Here is a 17012-nt window from a genome sequence, read left to right on the forward strand (position 1 = left end):
AATGATGACAAGGCCTATAGTGTTGCCCGGAGAACTGCTCGCATCAAATCCAAAGGTTGCGGGAGCCGGCACGTATGTTGATAAAGGGAAGGTTTATGCAAAATTCCTGGGATTGCTTGATAAATCGGAAACGTCTGTAAGGGTAATCCCTCTGAAAGGCAGGTACATCCCATCTGTGGGGGATGTCGTTATTGGTATTGTCAGGGAGGTTACGTCCAACGGATGGGCGGTGGATATAAATTCGCCCTACCAGGGGTTTTTACCCGCTGCAGAAAACCCCGAGATGAGACCAAACAGAAAACCGAACGATATCCTTGAGATAGGTGATATAATAATTGCCAAGGTCGTCAATATCGATCCTAAAATGAAGGTTACGCTCACGATGAAGGATAGAATGTGCAGGGCGGTCAGGTTTGGGAGGATAGTTCCAATAAACCCTGCAAGAGTGCCAAGAGTCATCGGAAAAGGAGGTAGCATGATTAAGCTCTTTAAAACCGAACTTGGAGTTCAGATTATCGTTGGCAAGAACGGACTCATCTGGATAAGCGGTGACAGGAGGAAGGTAAATATTGTGGAAGAGGCAATATATATTATCGAGTCTGAAGCCCATACTGAGGGGCTTACAGATAGGATTACGGAGTTTGTTAAGAGGAGGAAAGGTGAATTAAATGGTCAGTGAGGATTTGAACAGGCTTAGTGGAGATATTCAGCTAATTGTTGATGGGAAGAGACTGGATGGTAGAGGCTTTGATGAACTCAGGCCAATAAACATCAAGGTCGGCGTTCTGAAGAGGGCCGACGGTTCGTGCTACCTTGAAATGGGTAAGAACAAGGTTGTTGCCGCGGTTTATGGGCCAAGAGAGGTCCATCCGAGACATCTTGCCGATCCCGTCAAGGCTGTTGTGAGGTACAGGTACAGCATGGCTCCGTTCAGTGTGGAGGAGAGAAAGAGACCCGGTCCTGACAGAAGGAGCATAGAGATATCCAAGGTGAGCAGAGAGGCCATAGAGGCGGTTGTAATGAAGGAACTTTTTCCGAGAAGTGGGATAGATGTCTTTGTTGAGGTCCTTCAGGCAGATGCTGGAACAAGGACTGCATGCCTTAATGCAGCAAGTGTGGCTCTGGTTGATGCTGGCGTGCCAATGAGGGGACTGATTTCGAGTGTTGCAGTTGCGAAGGTGGATGACGTTCTCGTTTTGGATCCCATGAAAGAGGAGGATAATTACGGTCAGGCAGATATCCCCTTTGCCTTCTTCATCAGAAATGACAAAATCGAGTCCATTGCACTCCTGCAGATGGATGGCAGGGTGAGCAGGGACGAGTTCAAAGAAGCACTTGAAATGGCAAAAAGAGGGGCAATGGAGATTTACCAAATGCAGAAAGAGGCGATAAAGGCGGAGTACATGATTGAGAGTGAAGAGGTGAACAGCGATGAGTGAAGACATTTTGCTTGACATAAAACGAGATTATATCCTGAGCAAGCTTAGAGATGGGGAGAGGATTGATGGCAGGGCTTTTGATGAATACCGGAACATTGAGATAGAAACGGGACTTGTGGAGAAGGCCGAAGGATCAGCGTTAGTCAAAATCGGAAACACTCAGGTCATTGTTGGAGTGAAAATGCAGCCTGGTGAACCCTTCCCCGACACCCCCGATAAGGGCATCATAATCACGAATGCAGAACTTGTACCTCTTGCATCACCCACATTTGAGCCGGGACCTCCAGACGAGCATTCCATTGAGCTTGCAAGGGTTGTTGACAGAGGCATCAGGGAGAGCGAGGCAGTTGATCTGTCAAAGCTTGTTATTGAGGAAGGGGAGAAGGTGTGGATGGTCTTTATAGATGTCTGGGCTCTTGACGATGATGGCAACCTGATGGATGCCTCAGCCCTTGGAGCCATTGCGGCCCTCCTTAATACAACGGTCCCCGCTGAGAGGTTTGAGGCTGGAGATGACTTCCCTCTTCCGGTCAGGGATCTGCCTGTGGCAGTAACCACCCAGATTATTGGAGACTATGCAGTGGTTGACCCGTGCAAGGATGAGGAGAATGCGTCGAAAAACTTTATAACCGTAACCACCGACAGCGAGGATAACATTGTGGCCATGCAGAAAAGCGGAAGCCATCTGCTTGATGAGGACAGGCTGATCGAAATAGTTGATATGAGCATAAGAAAAGCCAAGGAGAATAGAAAACTGCTCAAAGAGGTGTGAGGAATGGCGAGAACAAAAAAAGTTAAAATGGCTGGGAGGTACGGGCCCAGATATGGTCTCAGAGTTAGAAGAACGCTCATCGAGATTGAAACCGCTCAGAGGAAGAAATATGTGTGCAAGAAGTGTGGGAAAAAGGCCGTGAAGAGAGTTGGGACTGCTATTTGGGAGTGCAGAAGCTGCGGATACAAATTTGCGGGTGGGGCATACATACCAACGTCACCCTCAATGAAACTTGTTGAACAGGCTCTGAGCAAAGGTAGAAGCCTATGAGCGTTTTTATCTGTGTTTTCTGCGGGTCCGAAGTGGATATCGATCTGGACAGGAATCACATCCAGTGCACGAAATGTGGTAGCAGGGTTGTAATGAAACCCAAGCCACCCGCATTGAAAAAACGAGTAAAGGCAGTATAAAAACAGAAACCATTTTCTAACCCATTTTCAAAAATAATTTTATGGATACGAAAGTATGTCCGTTCTGTGGAGGGGAAATGCTGAAAGGTAAAACGAATCTCTATGGTCATGCAAGATATTTCTGGATGAAACCCTGGGCAGGATTTTTTTCCATGTCGGTAAATGCTCACCCCTGGCTGTGCATCCGATGTGGAGTGATTCTGCCTTATGTCGAGGAACGGGAGCTTGAAAAAATAAGAATGGAATATGAGCGTCAGAGAATGGGATAAATCCATCAGAGAAATCTCGGCACAAGTCCCTGCAGCATCATGAGGTCGAGGATTGCTATTGCTGTCATCGCCTCTGCAACAACAACCGCTCTCGGTACTATGCAGGGGTCGTGCCTCCCCCTGACGGATATTTCCTCGTTTTCCAATGTTCTGAGATTCACGGTCTTTTGAATTTTTGAAATGCTTGGGGTTGGTTTTACTGCGAGCCTTATGAGTATGTCCTGACCGGTTGTTATTCCACCGAGGACGCCACCGGCATTGTTCGTGAAGAACCCGACTTGTCCCTTTTCCACATACATTTCATCGTTGAATTCACTTCCTTTCAATCTTGCCGATTCAAAGCCTGCTCCAAACTCAACTCCCTTCACGGCCGGAATGCTCATGAGTGCGTATGCGAGGTAAGCTTCGGCCTTCATGAATACTGGCTCTCCGAGTCCTGCGGGAACCCCTTTGACAACGATTTCGACAACCCCTCCAACACTGTCTCCCTCTCTCATTGCTTCCCGGATTCTCTCCAAAGCAAGTTCTTCTTTTTCGGCATCTGGAAACCTTATTTCGCTCTTCTCTGCTTTTTCGAAAATTTCCTCGATTTCACCATCGACCTCTGCTCTCACTCCAGCAATTTCTCCGGAGTAGCCATACACCCTGATTCCGAATTTTTCGAGAATCTTTTTCGCTATCGCTCCGCCAGCAACTCTTGCAACGGTCTCCCTCCCTGATGCTCTGCCTCCCCCTCTCCAGTCCCTGATGCCAAACTTTGCGAAGTATGTGTAGTCTGCATGGCCCGGTCTCGCAAGGTCTTTAATTCCCTCATACGCTCTGGAGTCTGCATCTTTATTTTCTATGATGATTGCGATAGGGGTTCCGAGGGTTTTACCTTCAAACACGCCAGAAATTATTTTTACCTCGTCTTTTTCCTTTCTTGGCGATGCAAATCTGCCTCCTGGCCTTCTTCGCCTCAGCTCCCGGTTTATGTCCTCTTCATCGAGGCTCAATCCTGCGGGGCACCCATCGACAACACAGCCCACAGCATAACCGTGGCTTTCACCGAATGTCGCAACCCTGAACACTCTTCCAAACGTGTTTCCAGTCATAACACCTCAACTCCTGCACCGAGTTTTTTCAAATCCTCAAAGTAATTGGGATATGATATGCTCACGCATTCAGCATTTTTCACAGTAACCTCCCCTACGAGACCGAGCAGAGAAAATCCCATTGCAATCCTGTGGTCTCCATGGCTGTCAACAGTGCCTTTACTCACACCACCACCTCTGATTATCATCCCGTCTTTCGTTTCTCTCGCTTCGACGCCAAGTCTCTTCAGGTTCTCCACCACTGTTTTTATTCTGTCTGTCTCCTTTATCCTGAGATGCTCCGCGTTGTAAATTACTGTCGTCCCTCTCGCCACAGCACCGAGAACCGCAACAGTGGGTACAATGTCGGGTGTATCCCCTGCGTCGAATTCAATCGCCTCAAGTTCAGAGTTCTCGGCAATAATCTTATTGCCCCTCTTTTTTACTGTGCCGCCCATCTCCCTTGCAACTTCTATGAATCTTTTATCTCCCTGTTTCGAGTCGATTGCATTTTCAATAACTACTTTTCCGGCCAGAAGCCCCGCTGAGATTAGGTAGCTCATCGAAGAGTAATCCGGTGGAATGGTGAACTCTCTGAGCCTGAATTCGGATGGATATATGTAAAATGTGCTACCTTCGGTTTCTATACTTATGTTACTCTGTTCCAGAACATCCAGTGTTATGTCGATGTATGGTCTGGATTTGATTTCACCTACTTTCAGTGTGGATTCTCCCTCGAGGAGTGGAAGAGCAAACAGAAGTGATGTTACAAACTGCGAGCTCTTACCTGAAATCTCCAATTGGCCGGGATTGATTTTTCCTCTGACCCTTAAAGGGGCGTTGTAGTCATGGCTTCCATGAATTCTGGCCCCGAGCTTTTTCAGCACTGAAACAAGCTCCCTGTTTGGCCTTTTTCTCAGAGACTCATCTCCATCGATAACCGAGCTGTGCGGGATTGTTGAGAGCAGAGATAGTAAAATTCTCAGAGTAGTGCCTGAATTCATTGTGTTGTAGTACCCCGGCTTAATGGTTTCTGTGCCGAGAAAGTAGACGTTTCTGTTTTTTTTAACAAAGTCTGCTCCCATTTTTTTGCAGGATATCAGCGTTGCAATCGTGTCTTCCGATATAAGTGGGTTATAGATCACAGATTTTGGTGAAAGCGATGATGATATGAAAGCACGATGTGTGTAGCTTTTTGATGGAGGGGCAGTAATCGTCCCATTTATATTGCTTTTTGATATCTTTACGTTCATCACACCTCTTTCCCGCCCTGCCATAATATCTTTTTCGCAAAAATCACAATCTTTTTTAGGGCTTATCCGAGATTGGTCTGTATGAGCATCCTCAGGTTTTCGGATGACCTTTGCCTCATTGATCTCCCGCAGAAGCTTGAAGGATTCAGGAAGTTTATCAGTGCATGGGTGTACACCGGAGACGAGTACACTCTTGTGATCGATCCGGGGCCCAAAAGCACGATCCCCCTCCTTGTGACGTCATTGAGGGACATGGGTATCCGGGATGTGGACTACGTTCTCATCACTCACATTCACATCGATCATGCTGGTGGGCTGGGAGAGTTTCTGAGACACTTTGAAAATGCAAAGGTGCTCGTTAACGAAAGGGGGAAGGAACACCTCATAAATCCTGAAAAACTCTGGCGTGGTAGCCTTAAGGTTCTGGGAAAGGTGGCCGAGCACTACGGTATTATTGACCCGGTCCATCCTGAAAGGTTTGTGGACGCCATAGATGGTGTTGAGGTCCTCTACACTCCCGGTCATGCCGTGCATCACCAGAGCTATATTGTTGGGGATTACCTCTTCGTTGGAGAGGCCTTTGGAGTAACTCATGAAGTATGGGACGATGTATATCAGAGGCCTGCAACTCCGCCGAAATTTGTTCATGAAATTGCCATGGACTCGGTTAAAAAGCTGAAGTCCGTCGGAAAGAAAAAAGCATGTATGGGACACTTTGGAATGCTTGAAAACAGTCTTGATGTGGCAGAATATGCTGAAAAACAGCTGGATCTCTGGACAGATGCAGTTTTCGATGCCATTTGTTGCTCATCTGTTGAAGACTTTGAGTCAGTTTATGGAATCGTTGTGCATGAATTGCTTAATAAGGATCCCAGATTTTCTAACCTGGAAAAACTCGACGCCGATGTGAGAAAGCGAGAAGAGTATTTCATAAGAAACTCTATCAGGGGAATGTATGAATATGTTAAAGAAAACAGGATATGATTACTTCCCTCTCCTCTCCTTTGACTTTGGCCTCAAACCCTTGTACCCGCACTTTCTGCAGACCTTGGCCTTTATGGGATTCCTTGCATTGCACCTCATGCATATCTTGACGTTGAATAGCCTTGCTTCAGCCTCTGGGAATCTTGCCATAATGGCAGCAAGGGGGGAGTGTATTTAATACTTGCGATGTTTAAGGCGTTAAATATGAGTAGCTTAAAATAGCGATAATCCGAGAACAATAAAAGGGGACATGATTCTCGATCTGGAATTCTCCTGTTTTATTCCTCAAAATTCTCCAGAATCACCTCTCTTATCTCTTCAAAGACCCATCCATCTATAGCCGGTTGAAATCCGATATAGGTCAGATTGTCTTTTTCTCTGGTGTACTTTACATAGAGGATGGGGAATTCGATTGTTGCATTTTTGGCTCCATTGCTATAGGAGATGGTAAGGTTGGCTTTATAGATCATTGTTTCATTCTCCATCAACCCATCTCTGGCAAAGAGCTTTTCATTTGGAGCTAATGAGATGTTGTGGTTTTCTGCAAAGCTCAGCTCTTTCTCTGTGTCTTCAATAGATCTATTCATTTTTATCCTGTCAGAAAACATTTCGTAGAGTTCTGTTGCATTTCTTTCGTTGTAGAATTTGATGAAATCCATAACAATCTTTCCCGGATGGATTGGAGTCATAACAAGTGGAGGAGGGGTGAGGAGTGGTGCTGGTTTTTCTGGAGGTAGAGGCTGCCTCTTGTACACAGTCCCTATATTCACAACCGTTTCGTTCTCTATATCGACGTAAATGTAGTTGATGGAACTTTTTGTATCCACAACGACCACAGGATAATCTTTGGAAATTCTAACACCCTTGTAGATCCTTTCTAAGTGGGACATCGTCACATTGAGAATTCTGTAATTAGTGCCAATTATCTTCTTAACCTCACTATCGTTTAGGGCTATTTCAAGAGCTTTTTCACTAATATTGATTTTTTCACTTTCATTGCCTTTAGTATGTAAATTTGATTTCCTTTCACTATCCAAACAGCCAGATAAAGTTAACGAGGACAAAATAATTAAAATTAATAATGAATGTTTTATTAAATCCACGTCCAGTACGCCCATGAACTCACCTCCAGTTTGTGGTATTCTTTCACCGGACACGGGTCTGGAGAATGCCACCAGTCCGTATTTACATTGTCGTCCCACCACACAGCGTAATCTTGGATGTATAGGAATGGATCGTCGTGCTTTGCAACGCCGTAATCGTCTGTATAGCTTCCGGTATCTGTCCACACTTCATTCGCCTGATCGATGTTGTTCTCTCTGTACCATAAATGCCCACTTCTAACCCACTCTCCGTTAATCCAGATATTGTATATGTAACCCCACGCACCAACTTGATCTGTCACGTAGACCAAGTAATTTGTGAAAGCGGAAGAATTTGTTGTGCCGTGCCATTTCCACTGCCCCTCGTCGTTGTCATAGGTAAATATGTACATTTCTGTTGGTTCTCCATCAACGAGCCACCTAACAACACCAGCTTCAGTCCAGTAATCTTCGCCAACAAGCTTTCTACCGACATGAGTTGTTATTACGTGCTGAACAGTCCCATTTGGCTCAAGTCTCATTTCGTTCGGCCTCAAATTCGTGTTTATTCCTCGATAAACATTATCTGGAACCACCTCCATAACCTGATTGGCTTGACTGGATGTCTGACTTATGCTTGCAGAATTCTTGTTTGGAACTCTGAGTGGCTTTAAGAATGACATCTCTTTTGTAGATGGTTTTTTGAACTCTCTCCAAGCCGCTCCTGTTTTGGGATCCCAACCCAGATTATATTTTTCTAATATTTTCGATAATTTCTCCGTCACTCAATCCCCGAGCTTTTAGAGCTTTAACTATTTTAGTTACTGGATTTACATAGATGTTTAGCTGTTCTATTTCTGCCTTTGATGGAATTTTGTCTGATTGGATATTTATTTTAGTTTCTTCACCCAAAATTTTTTCGACAATTATAGTTATGTCTGCCGGATACTCGTTCCCTGCTGTAATTCCCATACATAGTGTCACCAAAACCAGCAACATCGCCAATGCTCTTCTCATCTAACCACCTCTTTTACCACATAACAGTATTACATCATACTGACATATAACAATTCTGACCATATTTTAAGAAAATATTATTAATTTTATATTCTCAAAACATGGTCAGAAAGTTTATATTCCTTTAACGTGAATGTCAAATAACTTGACCGGGGCTGTCAAGAATAACATTAAAAAATAAAAAATCCAAATAAAACACATGCACCCCGCAATAACCCAGCTAATAGAAGAACTCAGGGTTAAAAAAGTCTTTCGAAGGAACAAGAAGAAAGTTGAGCTAAAATACTCTCAGCCCCACTCTACTTCTACGGACTCTCTTTGGGAAAAGCACAGGTGGGCTTTATAAAGACTGGAATTATGTTACAGGCATGAGACCTTTGGAACAAGAAATGCTGTTGAGGGATTCTTTTCTATTATGAAGGGGAGAACAAAGAGGTTCTTTAACAGGTTTCCCTTTAACAGTTCCTTTGATTCCGTTCAGAGCTGGCTGGAGAGCTTTGTTGGGTTGTGTAATCTGGGGGTGTTAATTTGACAGTCCCCACCAAACCTCTTTTGGAAGTAGTTTTGCCTTTAAGTATTTTTCGAATATGTTAGATATGAATGTAACAAAATCGTCGGCTTCAAATGCTCATTCAACAACGATGCCTTGGATGAAATTCATCAATCTTGATAATTTGGGCTGGAGGTGCTGCACATGCTGTTGAAACGACATCGCCTTCTTCTAATTATGTCTTTAACAGCACTAATGATTTTTACATTCTGGAAAGTCATTTCTCCAGCAGCTATACCAGTCATGTCGCCCATAGGCTTTGTCAAGCTCAAAACCACGTTTCCGGAAGCTCCTGAAAGAATGCCAGTTTACAGGGTCGTTGGAGGGGAGATCATTGAAACAATTTCGAATTCGAGTCCGGAGTACTGGAAAGTGAGGAAAAACCTGCCGTCGGAAGAGGAGGCAGTCGAGATCGCCCTGAAAGCCCTTGAAAGGTATGGTGGTGTTCCCGAAGATGCTGTGCTGCGTGGAGTGAGAGCAGAGTACGTTTCGTACATGGACTCTTCAGCAGGAGAGGTTGGACGAGAGCCGACACTCGTTGTGGTCAGCTTCAAGCGAGAAATAAACGGATTCCCGGTTGTTGGGCCGGGTGGAGAGATAACCGTGTTCATCGGGGAAAACGGAACAATCGTGGACCTCGTAAAAATATGGAGAAAGCTGGAATACACTAAAGATGTGAGGATAATTTCTCCGCAAAAGGCCTGTGAGCTTCTCCAAAATGGAGAAGTCCTCAGGAAGCCAATGGGTAAATTAAATCTTGAGGTTGTGAAAATTGAGCCCGGATACTACGCAGGAGGGATAGGGGAAAGGCAGGAGTACTATTATCCAGTATGGATCTTCCACTGCAGGGATGGCTTTGGAAAGAACATTACTCTTGCGGTGAGTGCATTGGCCGAAGTTGTAGGGAAATAACTACTCCTCAATATTTTTTAGAAGACTCCTGATCGCTTCTGAAGGATTCCACACCTCTATCAAACCCGCCTTCTTGATCGGATCAAAGTGTTTGTCATTTGTAATAGGAACTGCATTTGTTTTAAGGCATTTGGCAGCATGAACTGCATCAGCAACCTCATTTTCTGGAAAATACTGCCTGCACACTTTGATCTCCTCATCTTGAAGGATTTACGATAATAACTCTGAGCCTCATAAACTCAAGAAAATTCTCGGCATCAAACGCCTTGGCATATTTTTCATACTCTGCAAGCAAAACGTCATTTGCCACCAGAACAAATTCTGGATTGGGGAGAAGGCATAGAACTAATTCTGTTGTTTTCGTCCATCCTTTTTTAATCGCGGCTATGAAAACGTTGGTATCAATCAGAAATTTTGTGTTTTCTTCTTGCAATTCTGTTCCCTTCCTCTTCTATTTCTCTTTCCAGCTTTTCCAGATCAATTGATTTTGCTTTTTCTATAAGATTCTCAAGCATCTTTCTAACGTCAATTCTCCTGAGCACAACTGCATTTTCATCTAAATCTGCCACCAGAAACTCCTCTCCTGGTTTTATGTTCATTCTATCCCTTATTTCTTTGGGCAGCAGAATCCTGCCCTTCTCGTCAATTTTTGCCACTGGCATTTTCCCACATTTCCCACTTGGTTTGAGAGGTTATAAAAGGTTTTGTAATGGTATGAATTTGGTTTACTGAACTAAATTATGAGAGTAAAATCTTTTAAAGTTGTCTGAGAATATTGCCCTATGGCCTCTGATATCATGAACAGGATAGAGCGACTTGAGAATAAAATCGATAGGATTCTTGAGTTGCTGGAAGACCTTGTTATTACCGAAGAAGAGATCAGCCTGATCAAAGAAGCTGATGAAATTGTATCCAGAAAGGAGTTTGATAGGCTGGTCAAATTATGAGTTATGAAGTTTACATGCTTCCAAAAGCAAAGAAAAAGCTCGATAAGTTTCCGGATTCCCATAGAATAAAACAAAAGCTTGAAGAACTTGAAAATTTCCCCAACGTTCGCAATGTTGTTAGAATTTCCGAAAATATTTACAGAATGAGGATAGGTGATTACCGAGCGCTTTTCAAAGTTTATGAGGAGACTTCGGTTATTGTTGTGGTAAATGTGGATGTCAGAGGAAGGATTTACAAAGGATTGTAGATTTGAGTTAACGTGGAGGCTTGCACTAAGCTGTTAAAGTTTGTTTGCTTCATGGTCCCTGTCTATTTGAAAGCAATTCCAGAATGAATTTTACCGAACTTCTTCAAAAGTAATTTATCCATTCACGAATTTCTTCTTTCAATGGGCATTCTCGAAAAGTTCGAAGAATTTGAAGGTGAGGGTGCGAGGAGGTACGATAAGGCTGTTAGCAGGGTATCGTCGATTCTCTACTGGCATGCGATCAGGGATCTGAAGAGGCTGGGGGTGAAAGGAAAATATCTGGAAGCTGGCTGCGGGCCCGGAATTCTCGCCGTGAGGGTTGCGAAGGAGCTTGGGGTGAATGTTACAGCCTTTGACCTCTCTGAAGATATGATAGCGATTGCAAGGGAAAGGGCGAGAGACACGGGCGTTAATGTGCAGTTCAGGACCGGAGATGTGGAGAGCGATTACTTCGGCGAGTTTGACGTGGTCTATTCCACCTTCTCCCTGCATCACTGGAACAATCCGGAAAAGGGGCTGAAGAATCTGTGGAGGATGGTGAAGTCAGGAGGTGTGCTTTACATTCTGGATGCGAGAAAGGAGGGATTTATAGGGCACGGTCTGAGTTTCGATAGGCTCAGGTCGCTTTTTGAAAGTCTTGAAAATGCCGAGAAACTTGAGATCAGGAGGAGGTTTCCGCTGATGACTTCTGCGGTCGCTGTGAAACGGGTTTGACTTGGTTGATGCAGTTACCTGTTCGTTATGTGCCTATTCTCTGGAGAATAATTCCGGCGGGAATATATGGGCTGGAGTGTTCACTCCCTTCAAGATTCCTTTAAATCTTAGGCCGTCCGGTTTTACACATTCAGGTTAAACTTAAATACCCTAAGTTTCCCCTCAACACTATGGCAAGGAGACCAGCAAAGATGTGGAGAAGGCTGGAGAGACCATACACGAGAACAGAGTACATTGACGGTGTGCCAGGAATAAGGCTCAGACAGTTTGAGATGGGTAATAAAAATGCTGAATTCCCTGTCATGCTCACACTTGTAGCAAAAGAGTCTGTTCAGGTAAGAGATACTGCTCTGGAGGCTGCGAGAATTGCTGCCAACAAGTACATTGCAAGGAGAGCCGGTTCGAGCAACTACTTCCTCAAGGTCAGAATCTACCCGCATCACGTGCTGAGGGAGCACAGAATGGCTACCGGAGCAGGAGCAGACAGAATTTCGCAGGGTATGAGGAGAGCCTTCGGAAAACCGGTTGGCAGAGCAGCGAGAGTCTTCCCGGGAACAAGGATCATCAGCATCTGGACGAAGCCTGAACATTTTGAGGTTGCAAAAGAAGCTCTGAAGAGGGCCGGACAGAAGATGCCAACTCCCGTGAGTGTGGTGGTGGAGAAGGGTCGCGAGCTTCTTAAAGGGAAAGTTTAAATTTTTATCTTAACTAAACTTTCGTAGTATTCCACTATCTCTTTTCCCCCTACAAACGGGATTCCGTGCTTCTCTGCATATTTTATTGCATCGGCTTTCGGAAGCGCTTTTCCGGTCCTTTCATCAAGCATTTCACATATCGTGACTGCCGGGACTATGCCTGCCATCTCCGCTACTGCAATGCTCAGCTCTGTCTGTCCCACCCTCTCAAAGACCAGACCTTTCGATGCCTTGAGTACTGCAACGTGTCCCGGACTCCTGAATTCTGCACCAAAATCGAATTCTTTCCCTTTTTCAACCGCAGCAACTGCCTCACCAATCTTCCTTATTGTCAGAGCTCTGTCGGTATCTGTAATGCCGGTGTATGTGTCTCTGTGGTTTACCCACAGGCTGAATGATGAGCGGGAATCGTATTTTATGTCAAAATGGGCGAGTTTTTCAAGGTCGGGAAATCTGCTTGATGAAGCTTCAAGAATTTCGTGCATGAAGGGCAAGCCAAGTTTTTCCGCTGCCCTGAATGGAATTGAGACACATATAAGCCCTCCACCATCTCTTCTCAGCATGGCAACATCTTTTGGCCGGACCTCAACGGCGGGTATTGCTATGTCTGTCTCCCCCTCCCGGTGGTCAAAATCGTAGATCAGCACGGGTTTTCCTTCCCTGAATGCATCTATTGCTTCCTCAATCATAAGATCACCTCTATTTCCACATTATCTCCGTCCCTGAGACCGAGCTTTTCCCTCAGTTTTTCGGGGGCGATAATCTCGAGAACGTCCTTGCTGTAGTGAGTTCTCTTCGGGATTATGACTGCCCCTTCAATTCCATCAATTCTGCATCTGAACGCCTTCACGTCCCCAAATGTTCGGTCTTCGGTTTTGAAACCCTCTATTAGGATACCATCTTCTTCGTCAAGAACTCTCCTGAAATACATCTGCTCTTTCGGGATTTTCAGATTCAGAGTTCCAGGATATGGGGCGAATCCAAGTTTTTCTTCAAACTGCCTTTTATACCCATCTAAGCTGACGTAATATTTCCCTTCGCCGACTCCGCTCATCACTCTGCCGGTTATGCAGATCTTCTCCTCACCTTCGAAGATTTTTTTCAGTTCGAGGTATTCTCTGTAGAGCAGTTCCTTTCCCTTTTCTGTAATCACAACATACTGGCCGTCACTATCGATTATCCTTTCTATGTATCCGTTTTCTTCCAGTTCTTTGAGCTTTCTTGCTGCCGTTTGCAAGCTCTGATCTATCTTCTCTGCAAACTCCTTGGAGCTTATCTTGACGACTTTTCTGGTGGCATTCATCATTGCAAGCTTTTTAAGCTCGGTCAACATCTTCTCAAAATTGAGAAGCTTCTCATATAAACTTATTGGTGGAGTGAGCTATGCAGAAATCATGGGGTATTCTCGAAAAATGAGACGATCCTTTCAAAAACGTCCTCCCGTGTTCCGGAGGATATGAGTACGATCTTTCTGGCTTTTATTCTCATGAAATTCTCTATCATCGCTCTGAATGTATCGTCGTCCAGCCCTCCGCCTGAATACTCCAGCTCATGGAGATCCTGACCGAGATACCAGATCACTATTTCTGGACTGTCATCCTTTATCAGATCCACGACTCTCGAAAATCTTTTCAGGTAATTTTCTTTATCCAAGCCTCTCGAAATTCTGCATTTCATTTCCTGAACGATTTCGCACTTTCTGTCTCCGTTTATGCAGTAGAATGAGGCGCTGCATATTCTGTATGTGTCGCTGTGATGAGCATCGGTCTCAAGCACTGCAATTTTTTCGTATCCCTTATCTTTGAGCCTTTCAACTAGAACAGTTATGTCATTAAAAAAGCTGTACCCCTGCCATTTTTCCCTTCCGGCCTGATGACCTGTGGCGGTGGTTGGAACGATGACAAGATTGTAATTTTCAATTTCCTCTGCTGAGGAGAGAACACACCTTATGGATTCATATGCAATTTTGAAAAACGGAGTATTCTTAACTTTCTCGTAATACTTTCTGGAGTGGATTTTGAGTATGTAACTTTCGGGATTGATGTGGCGTGCTGCGAAATGCACCGGACCCTTCACTCTCTTTGAAGATGGCATCCAGTCCGATTCGATTTCTTGATTATAAATTATAACAAATTCCATACTACATTCTTCGGGAAAACCAATAAATAATTTGTGATGGATGCAGGAATGATGATTAAAGTGGTTTTCCTACCCTCTGGCAAGAGAATTGAGTGTGAAGCTGGAAAGTCCATTCTTGAAATTGCTCAGAATGCCGGTGAGGGAATCAGAAGTCTTTGCGGAGGTAAGGGTGCCTGCGGTAAGTGCCGGGTTATTGTAAGAAAAGGTGATTTCAGAATAAATCCCGAACCGCATGAAAAGTTTCTTTCCGAAGAAGAGAGAAACGAGGGAGTTGTTCTGGCGTGTCAGGCCTTTCTTTCCAGTGATGCTGAAATATTCATTCCTGTTGAATCCCGCCTTGAAAAGCAGCAGATTCTTTCAGATTTTATTGTTTCGGCCGGTGAACTGTCCCCTTACGTCTGGAAGGAGTTTTACCGGGATTCTTTCCTTCCTGAGATAATCTCACAAAGGGGTTATGTTCTCTCATGCAATCCCGTGGTTGAAGATGGCGATTTCACTCTGGTTTTGAGGGGAAAAGAGGTCATAGCTGTTGAGGAAGGAGATACGAGAGATGAGTGCTTTGGGCTTGCCATTGACATTGGTACAACAACTCTTGTCGCTGCCTTGATAGACCTCAATACCGGAAAGGTGGTGAACATAGCTTCGGATTACAACGGACAGATAGTGTACGGTGAAGAGGTACTCTCAAGAGTCGAGTTCGTCTTCAGCAGAAAGGATGGGCTCGATATTCTCCAAAGAGCAGTTGTAGATTCGGTAAACGCTCTCATAGATAGATTGTTAGAAGGCTATTCTTCTCCGGAAAAAATCTATGACGTGGTGGCAGCCGGAAACACGTTGATGACTCACTTCTTCCTGAAAAGAGATATCGATTATCTCTTCAGATCTTCCAGAGTCAGGGTGGAAAAGAAAGGTTTTGTTGACAGGGCGAAAGGGATGGGATTGAACGTGAACGAGAACGCTCTTGTATTTGCACTGCCGCCGGTAGGACGGTATGTTGGAGGAGACATAGTGGGTGACGTTCTCGCGGCAGGCATCGCCGATTCCCCCTATCTCTCACTGATGGTCGATCTCGGCACGAACGGTGAAATCGTTCTGGGAAGTGAGGGCTGGGCAATCTCCACGAGTGTCGCCTCTGGCCCCGCTTTTGAGGGTTATGAGATAAAACATGGCAGCAGGGCGGTGGAGGGCGCGATAGATCACGTCGAGATAGACAGCAGTGGGGTGAAGTATACTGTAATCGGCGGGAAAAAGCCCAGGAGTATCTGCGGGAGTGGGCTTATAGATCTGCTTGCAGAGCTTTTCAGGAACGGAATTGTTGATTTTCAGGGCAATCTTGACAGAGAGCATGAGCGTGTGAGGAAGGGTGAGTCCGATTACGAATTTGTTGTTGCTTACGCCGATGAAACCGAGACAGGAAAGGATATCGTTCTTACCCAGACCGACATTGACACACTCATCAAATCGAAAGCGGCGGTGTGTGCCGGGATAGCGGTGCTGATCAAGAAGGCCGGAATAAGTCCTGCTGATGTGGAGCGGTTTTACATTGCCGGTGGCTTTGGATACTACATCGATTTCGAAAATGCTATCACAATTGGGCTTTTTCCGGAGCTGCCAAACGCTGAGGTGAAGCAGATAGGTAACGGCTCACTGGCAGGAGCGTATCTTGCTCTGACCTCACAGAAAAAAAGAAATCTTGCCGAAACAATGGCTAAGCTTATGACTTACTTTGACCTCAGCACAGATGCGGATTTCATGGATGAATACAATGCTGCTCTCTCGCTGCCCGGAAAACCTGAACTCTTTCCAACGATCTATGACCGATATGTTTGAAAAGCTTTATTTTCTTAAATCAGCATTTGAATCATGGATGTCGATATAATCCATTTTAAGAGGCCAGAAAAGCACAACGCTCTCGATCTTGACCATTTGAAGGAAATCTATGACGAACTGTGTAATTGCAGTAATCCTGTTGTCATTTACGGGGAACCGAGCTTCTCTTCCGGGCTCGATCTGAACTTCGTCCAGCATGCCAGCGAGCCTGAAATAATCGAATTCGCAGACATCGCCAATGATCTGATTCTAAGGATAGCATCCCATCCAAAACCGGTTGTTGCTTTTGTTAAAGGTTACACCTTTGGAGCTGGATTCAGCATAGCTCTGGCGTGTGATGCAATAGTGGCGGATGAAAGTGCAGTCTTTTCAACCGGATTTGCCAAGCTTGGAATTGCACCGGACATGGGAGTGTCTTTCCTCCTGCCCAGGATAACGGGATTGAAGAGGGCGCTGAGGCTGCTCAGCACTGCCGAAAGATTTGGGGTTGATGAGGCAATCAGACTGGGGATAGTTGACAGAAAGGGAAATCTGGATGATGCTGTGGATCTTGCCAGGAGAATGGATGGGAATTCAATAAAATACATAAAGGAGCTGGTTTATTCAGGTTTCAGAGAGCATGTAATGAGAGAGAAGGAAATGGCTTTAAAGTCAATCGAAGATATGAGGAATGTCTAA

General features: G+C 44.9%; 26 protein-coding genes and 1 pseudogene. 15 read left to right on the top strand and 12 right to left on the bottom strand.

The features are described from left to right. The first annotated feature begins 1 nt into the window (after position 1). From rrp4 to GACE_RS00150, 6 genes are read left to right on the top strand one after another with little or no spacing between them, the layout of a single operon-like run. Entirely contained in the window at positions 2 to 679 is a 678-nt protein-coding gene (gene rrp4 / locus GACE_RS00130; protein ID WP_318249226.1) for an exosome complex RNA-binding protein Rrp4, read from the top strand. Then, positions 669 to 1439 carry an exosome complex exonuclease Rrp41 gene (gene rrp41 / locus GACE_RS00135; protein ID WP_048090164.1) on the top strand — a complete coding sequence of 257 codons (771 nt, stop codon included), beginning with the start codon at positions 669 to 671 and terminating at the stop codon, positions 1437 to 1439. Before rrp4 ends, rrp41 begins: the two co-directional genes overlap by 11 nt. Further along, a complete protein-coding gene (gene rrp42 / locus GACE_RS00140) occupies positions 1432 to 2211 on the top strand; it encodes an exosome complex protein Rrp42 (RefSeq protein WP_048090166.1) in 780 nt (259 codons plus the stop codon). The genes rrp41 and rrp42 overlap by 8 nt, the downstream gene beginning before the upstream one ends. Positions 2212 to 2214: 3 nt before the next feature. Beyond that, complete coding sequence (gene rpl37A / locus GACE_RS00145) at positions 2215 to 2481, top strand: 50S ribosomal protein L37Ae (RefSeq protein ID WP_048090168.1); 267 nt, start codon at positions 2215 to 2217, stop codon at positions 2479 to 2481. Further along, entirely contained in the window at positions 2478 to 2621 is a 144-nt protein-coding gene (locus tag GACE_RS11325; protein ID WP_084063624.1) for an RPC10 family protein, read from the top strand. The genes rpl37A and GACE_RS11325 overlap by 4 nt, the downstream gene beginning before the upstream one ends. Before the next feature lie 41 nt (positions 2622 to 2662). Next, entirely contained in the window at positions 2663 to 2890 is a 228-nt protein-coding gene (locus GACE_RS00150) for a hypothetical protein (protein WP_048090170.1), read from the top strand. A 5-nt stretch (positions 2891 to 2895) separates the two neighbouring features. On the opposite strand, the gene aroC is transcribed toward GACE_RS00150, so the two are convergent. Both aroC and aroA read right to left on the bottom strand, forming a co-directional pair. After that, the gene (gene aroC, locus GACE_RS00155; RefSeq protein WP_048090172.1) at positions 2896 to 3984 is read right to left on the bottom strand and encodes a chorismate synthase; all 1089 of its coding nucleotides are present in this window, start codon (positions 3982 to 3984) and stop codon (positions 2896 to 2898) included. After that, positions 3981 to 5216, bottom strand: a complete 1236-nt coding sequence (gene aroA, locus GACE_RS00160) for a 3-phosphoshikimate 1-carboxyvinyltransferase (protein WP_048093427.1) — start codon at positions 5214 to 5216, stop codon at positions 3981 to 3983. Before aroA ends, aroC begins: the two co-directional genes overlap by 4 nt. A gap of 81 nt (positions 5217 to 5297) precedes the next feature. Here aroA and GACE_RS00165 point away from each other — a divergent pair, with 81 nt between their 5' ends. Continuing rightward, the gene (locus GACE_RS00165) at positions 5298 to 6200 is read left to right on the top strand and encodes an MBL fold metallo-hydrolase (RefSeq protein WP_048090174.1); all 903 of its coding nucleotides are present in this window, start codon (positions 5298 to 5300) and stop codon (positions 6198 to 6200) included. Here the strand turns inward: GACE_RS00165 and GACE_RS00170 are convergent, their stop codons facing one another. From GACE_RS00170 to GACE_RS00185, 4 genes are all read right to left on the bottom strand, one after another. Then, entirely contained in the window at positions 6201 to 6350 is a 150-nt protein-coding gene (locus GACE_RS00170) for a 50S ribosomal protein L40e (protein ID WP_048090177.1), read from the bottom strand. A 128-nt stretch (positions 6351 to 6478) separates the two neighbouring features. Beyond that, the gene (locus GACE_RS00175; RefSeq protein WP_148305881.1) at positions 6479 to 7318 is read right to left on the bottom strand and encodes a hypothetical protein; all 840 of its coding nucleotides are present in this window, start codon (positions 7316 to 7318) and stop codon (positions 6479 to 6481) included. After that, positions 7294 to 7965: a hypothetical protein gene (locus GACE_RS00180; protein WP_148305882.1), complete on the bottom strand. Its 672-nt coding sequence runs from the start codon at positions 7963 to 7965 to the stop codon at positions 7294 to 7296. The genes GACE_RS00175 and GACE_RS00180 overlap by 25 nt, the downstream gene beginning before the upstream one ends. 64 nt (positions 7966 to 8029) lie before the next feature. Then, positions 8030 to 8299 (bottom strand): hypothetical protein, encoded by a 270-nt coding sequence (locus GACE_RS00185; RefSeq protein WP_048090184.1) that lies wholly within the window; start codon positions 8297 to 8299, stop codon positions 8030 to 8032. A gap of 346 nt (positions 8300 to 8645) precedes the next feature. Between GACE_RS00185 and GACE_RS12035 the strand changes: the two are divergent. Then, positions 8646 to 8831 (top strand): annotated as a pseudogene (locus GACE_RS12035) (IS6 family transposase); the annotation flags it as partial. Positions 8832 to 8993: 162 nt separating this feature from the next. Beyond that, on the top strand, positions 8994 to 9761 hold the full coding sequence (locus GACE_RS00190; protein WP_148305883.1) for a hypothetical protein: 768 nt from the start codon (positions 8994 to 8996) through the stop codon (positions 9759 to 9761). Here the strand turns inward: GACE_RS00190 and GACE_RS11825 are convergent, their stop codons facing one another. Genes GACE_RS11825 through GACE_RS00200 form a run of 3 tightly spaced genes read right to left on the bottom strand, consistent with a single transcriptional unit; the run spans position 9762 to position 10423 of the window. Beyond that, positions 9762 to 9947, bottom strand: coding sequence for a hypothetical protein (locus GACE_RS11825; protein ID WP_318249228.1), 186 nt, complete (start codon positions 9945 to 9947; stop codon positions 9762 to 9764). Between the two features lie 10 nt (positions 9948 to 9957). Then, positions 9958 to 10194, bottom strand: coding sequence for a hypothetical protein (locus GACE_RS11830; protein ID WP_318249229.1), 237 nt, complete (start codon positions 10192 to 10194; stop codon positions 9958 to 9960). Next, a complete protein-coding gene (locus GACE_RS00200; protein WP_048090189.1) occupies positions 10163 to 10423 on the bottom strand; it encodes an AbrB/MazE/SpoVT family DNA-binding domain-containing protein in 261 nt (86 codons plus the stop codon). The genes GACE_RS11830 and GACE_RS00200 overlap by 32 nt, the downstream gene beginning before the upstream one ends. Positions 10424 to 10543: 120 nt before the next feature. On the opposite strand from GACE_RS00200, the gene GACE_RS11585 reads away from it, so the two are divergent. From GACE_RS11585 to rplJ, 4 genes are all read left to right on the top strand, one after another. Next, on the top strand, positions 10544 to 10708 hold the full coding sequence (locus GACE_RS11585) for a hypothetical protein (RefSeq protein WP_158413781.1): 165 nt from the start codon (positions 10544 to 10546) through the stop codon (positions 10706 to 10708). Beyond that, positions 10705 to 10956 (top strand): type II toxin-antitoxin system RelE family toxin, encoded by a 252-nt coding sequence (locus GACE_RS00205; protein ID WP_048090191.1) that lies wholly within the window; start codon positions 10705 to 10707, stop codon positions 10954 to 10956. The genes GACE_RS11585 and GACE_RS00205 overlap by 4 nt, the downstream gene beginning before the upstream one ends. A 141-nt stretch (positions 10957 to 11097) precedes the next feature. Continuing rightward, positions 11098 to 11670: a class I SAM-dependent methyltransferase gene (locus GACE_RS11090; protein ID WP_052400153.1), complete on the top strand. Its 573-nt coding sequence runs from the start codon at positions 11098 to 11100 to the stop codon at positions 11668 to 11670. 170 nt (positions 11671 to 11840) lie between these two features. Next, entirely contained in the window at positions 11841 to 12365 is a 525-nt protein-coding gene (rplJ, locus tag GACE_RS00215) for a 50S ribosomal protein L16 (protein ID WP_048090193.1), read from the top strand. Here the strand turns inward: rplJ and ribB are convergent. Genes ribB through GACE_RS00230 form a run of 3 tightly spaced genes read right to left on the bottom strand, consistent with a single transcriptional unit; the run spans position 12362 to position 14504 of the window. Beyond that, positions 12362 to 13054 carry a 3,4-dihydroxy-2-butanone-4-phosphate synthase gene (gene ribB, locus GACE_RS00220; RefSeq protein WP_048090195.1) on the bottom strand — a complete coding sequence of 231 codons (693 nt, stop codon included), beginning with the start codon at positions 13052 to 13054 and terminating at the stop codon, positions 12362 to 12364. The two genes, rplJ and ribB, sit on opposite strands and share 4 nt — an antisense overlap. After that, positions 13051 to 13698 carry a winged helix-turn-helix domain-containing protein/riboflavin kinase gene (locus GACE_RS00225; RefSeq protein WP_048090197.1) on the bottom strand — a complete coding sequence of 216 codons (648 nt, stop codon included), beginning with the start codon at positions 13696 to 13698 and terminating at the stop codon, positions 13051 to 13053. Before GACE_RS00225 ends, ribB begins: the two co-directional genes overlap by 4 nt. A 59-nt stretch (positions 13699 to 13757) precedes the next feature. Continuing rightward, a complete protein-coding gene (locus tag GACE_RS00230; protein ID WP_048090199.1) occupies positions 13758 to 14504 on the bottom strand; it encodes an arginase family protein in 747 nt (248 codons plus the stop codon). Positions 14505 to 14552: 48 nt separating this feature from the next. On the opposite strand from GACE_RS00230, the gene GACE_RS00235 reads away from it, so the two are divergent. Further along, positions 14553 to 16334 (top strand): ASKHA domain-containing protein, encoded by a 1782-nt coding sequence (locus GACE_RS00235; RefSeq protein ID WP_048093431.1) that lies wholly within the window; start codon positions 14553 to 14555, stop codon positions 16332 to 16334. 33 nt (positions 16335 to 16367) lie between these two features. Then, a complete protein-coding gene (locus GACE_RS00240; protein WP_048090201.1) occupies positions 16368 to 17012 on the top strand; it encodes an enoyl-CoA hydratase/isomerase family protein in 645 nt (214 codons plus the stop codon).

It is taken from the genome of Geoglobus acetivorans (assembly GCF_000789255.1).
In the GTDB taxonomy this organism is placed as follows: domain Archaea; phylum Halobacteriota; class Archaeoglobi; order Archaeoglobales; family Archaeoglobaceae; genus Geoglobus; species Geoglobus acetivorans_B.

What these genes read in the sequence shown, in the direction of transcription:
- GACE_RS00185 (WP_048090184.1), bottom strand. Translation starts at nt 8,299, where the DNA reads ATGAGAAGAGCATTGGCGATGTTGCTGGTTTTGGTGACACTATGTATG.
- rrp42 (WP_048090166.1), top strand. Translation starts at nt 1,432, where the DNA reads ATGAGTGAAGACATTTTGCTTGACATAAAACGAGATTATATCCTGAGC.
- rpl37A (WP_048090168.1), top strand. Translation starts at nt 2,215, where the DNA reads ATGGCGAGAACAAAAAAAGTTAAAATGGCTGGGAGGTACGGGCCCAGA.
- GACE_RS00170 (WP_048090177.1), bottom strand. Translation starts at nt 6,350, where the DNA reads ATGGCAAGATTCCCAGAGGCTGAAGCAAGGCTATTCAACGTCAAGATA.
- GACE_RS11325 (WP_084063624.1), top strand. Translation starts at nt 2,478, where the DNA reads ATGAGCGTTTTTATCTGTGTTTTCTGCGGGTCCGAAGTGGATATCGAT.
- aroA (WP_048093427.1), bottom strand. Translation starts at nt 5,216, where the DNA reads ATGAACGTAAAGATATCAAAAAGCAATATAAATGGGACGATTACTGCC.
- rrp41 (WP_048090164.1), top strand. Translation starts at nt 669, where the DNA reads ATGGTCAGTGAGGATTTGAACAGGCTTAGTGGAGATATTCAGCTAATT.
- GACE_RS11090 (WP_052400153.1), top strand. Translation starts at nt 11,098, where the DNA reads ATGGGCATTCTCGAAAAGTTCGAAGAATTTGAAGGTGAGGGTGCGAGG.
- GACE_RS00175 (WP_148305881.1), bottom strand. Translation starts at nt 7,318, where the DNA reads ATGGGCGTACTGGACGTGGATTTAATAAAACATTCATTATTAATTTTA.
- aroC (WP_048090172.1), bottom strand. Translation starts at nt 3,984, where the DNA reads ATGACTGGAAACACGTTTGGAAGAGTGTTCAGGGTTGCGACATTCGGT.
- GACE_RS00225 (WP_048090197.1), bottom strand. Translation starts at nt 13,698, where the DNA reads ATGTTGACCGAGCTTAAAAAGCTTGCAATGATGAATGCCACCAGAAAA.
- GACE_RS00240 (WP_048090201.1), top strand. Translation starts at nt 16,368, where the DNA reads ATGGATGTCGATATAATCCATTTTAAGAGGCCAGAAAAGCACAACGCT.
- GACE_RS00150 (WP_048090170.1), top strand. Translation starts at nt 2,663, where the DNA reads ATGGATACGAAAGTATGTCCGTTCTGTGGAGGGGAAATGCTGAAAGGT.
- GACE_RS11585 (WP_158413781.1), top strand. Translation starts at nt 10,544, where the DNA reads ATGGCCTCTGATATCATGAACAGGATAGAGCGACTTGAGAATAAAATC.
- GACE_RS00165 (WP_048090174.1), top strand. Translation starts at nt 5,298, where the DNA reads ATGAGCATCCTCAGGTTTTCGGATGACCTTTGCCTCATTGATCTCCCG.
- rrp4 (WP_318249226.1), top strand. Translation starts at nt 2, where the DNA reads ATGATGACAAGGCCTATAGTGTTGCCCGGAGAACTGCTCGCATCAAAT.
- ribB (WP_048090195.1), bottom strand. Translation starts at nt 13,054, where the DNA reads ATGATTGAGGAAGCAATAGATGCATTCAGGGAAGGAAAACCCGTGCTG.
- GACE_RS00205 (WP_048090191.1), top strand. Translation starts at nt 10,705, where the DNA reads ATGAGTTATGAAGTTTACATGCTTCCAAAAGCAAAGAAAAAGCTCGAT.
- rplJ (WP_048090193.1), top strand. Translation starts at nt 11,841, where the DNA reads ATGGCAAGGAGACCAGCAAAGATGTGGAGAAGGCTGGAGAGACCATAC.
- GACE_RS00200 (WP_048090189.1), bottom strand. Translation starts at nt 10,423, where the DNA reads ATGCCAGTGGCAAAAATTGACGAGAAGGGCAGGATTCTGCTGCCCAAA.
- GACE_RS00180 (WP_148305882.1), bottom strand. Translation starts at nt 7,965, where the DNA reads ATGTCATTCTTAAAGCCACTCAGAGTTCCAAACAAGAATTCTGCAAGC.
- GACE_RS00235 (WP_048093431.1), top strand. Translation starts at nt 14,553, where the DNA reads ATGATGATTAAAGTGGTTTTCCTACCCTCTGGCAAGAGAATTGAGTGT.
- GACE_RS00230 (WP_048090199.1), bottom strand. Translation starts at nt 14,504, where the DNA reads ATGGAATTTGTTATAATTTATAATCAAGAAATCGAATCGGACTGGATG.
- GACE_RS00190 (WP_148305883.1), top strand. Translation starts at nt 8,994, where the DNA reads ATGCTGTTGAAACGACATCGCCTTCTTCTAATTATGTCTTTAACAGCA.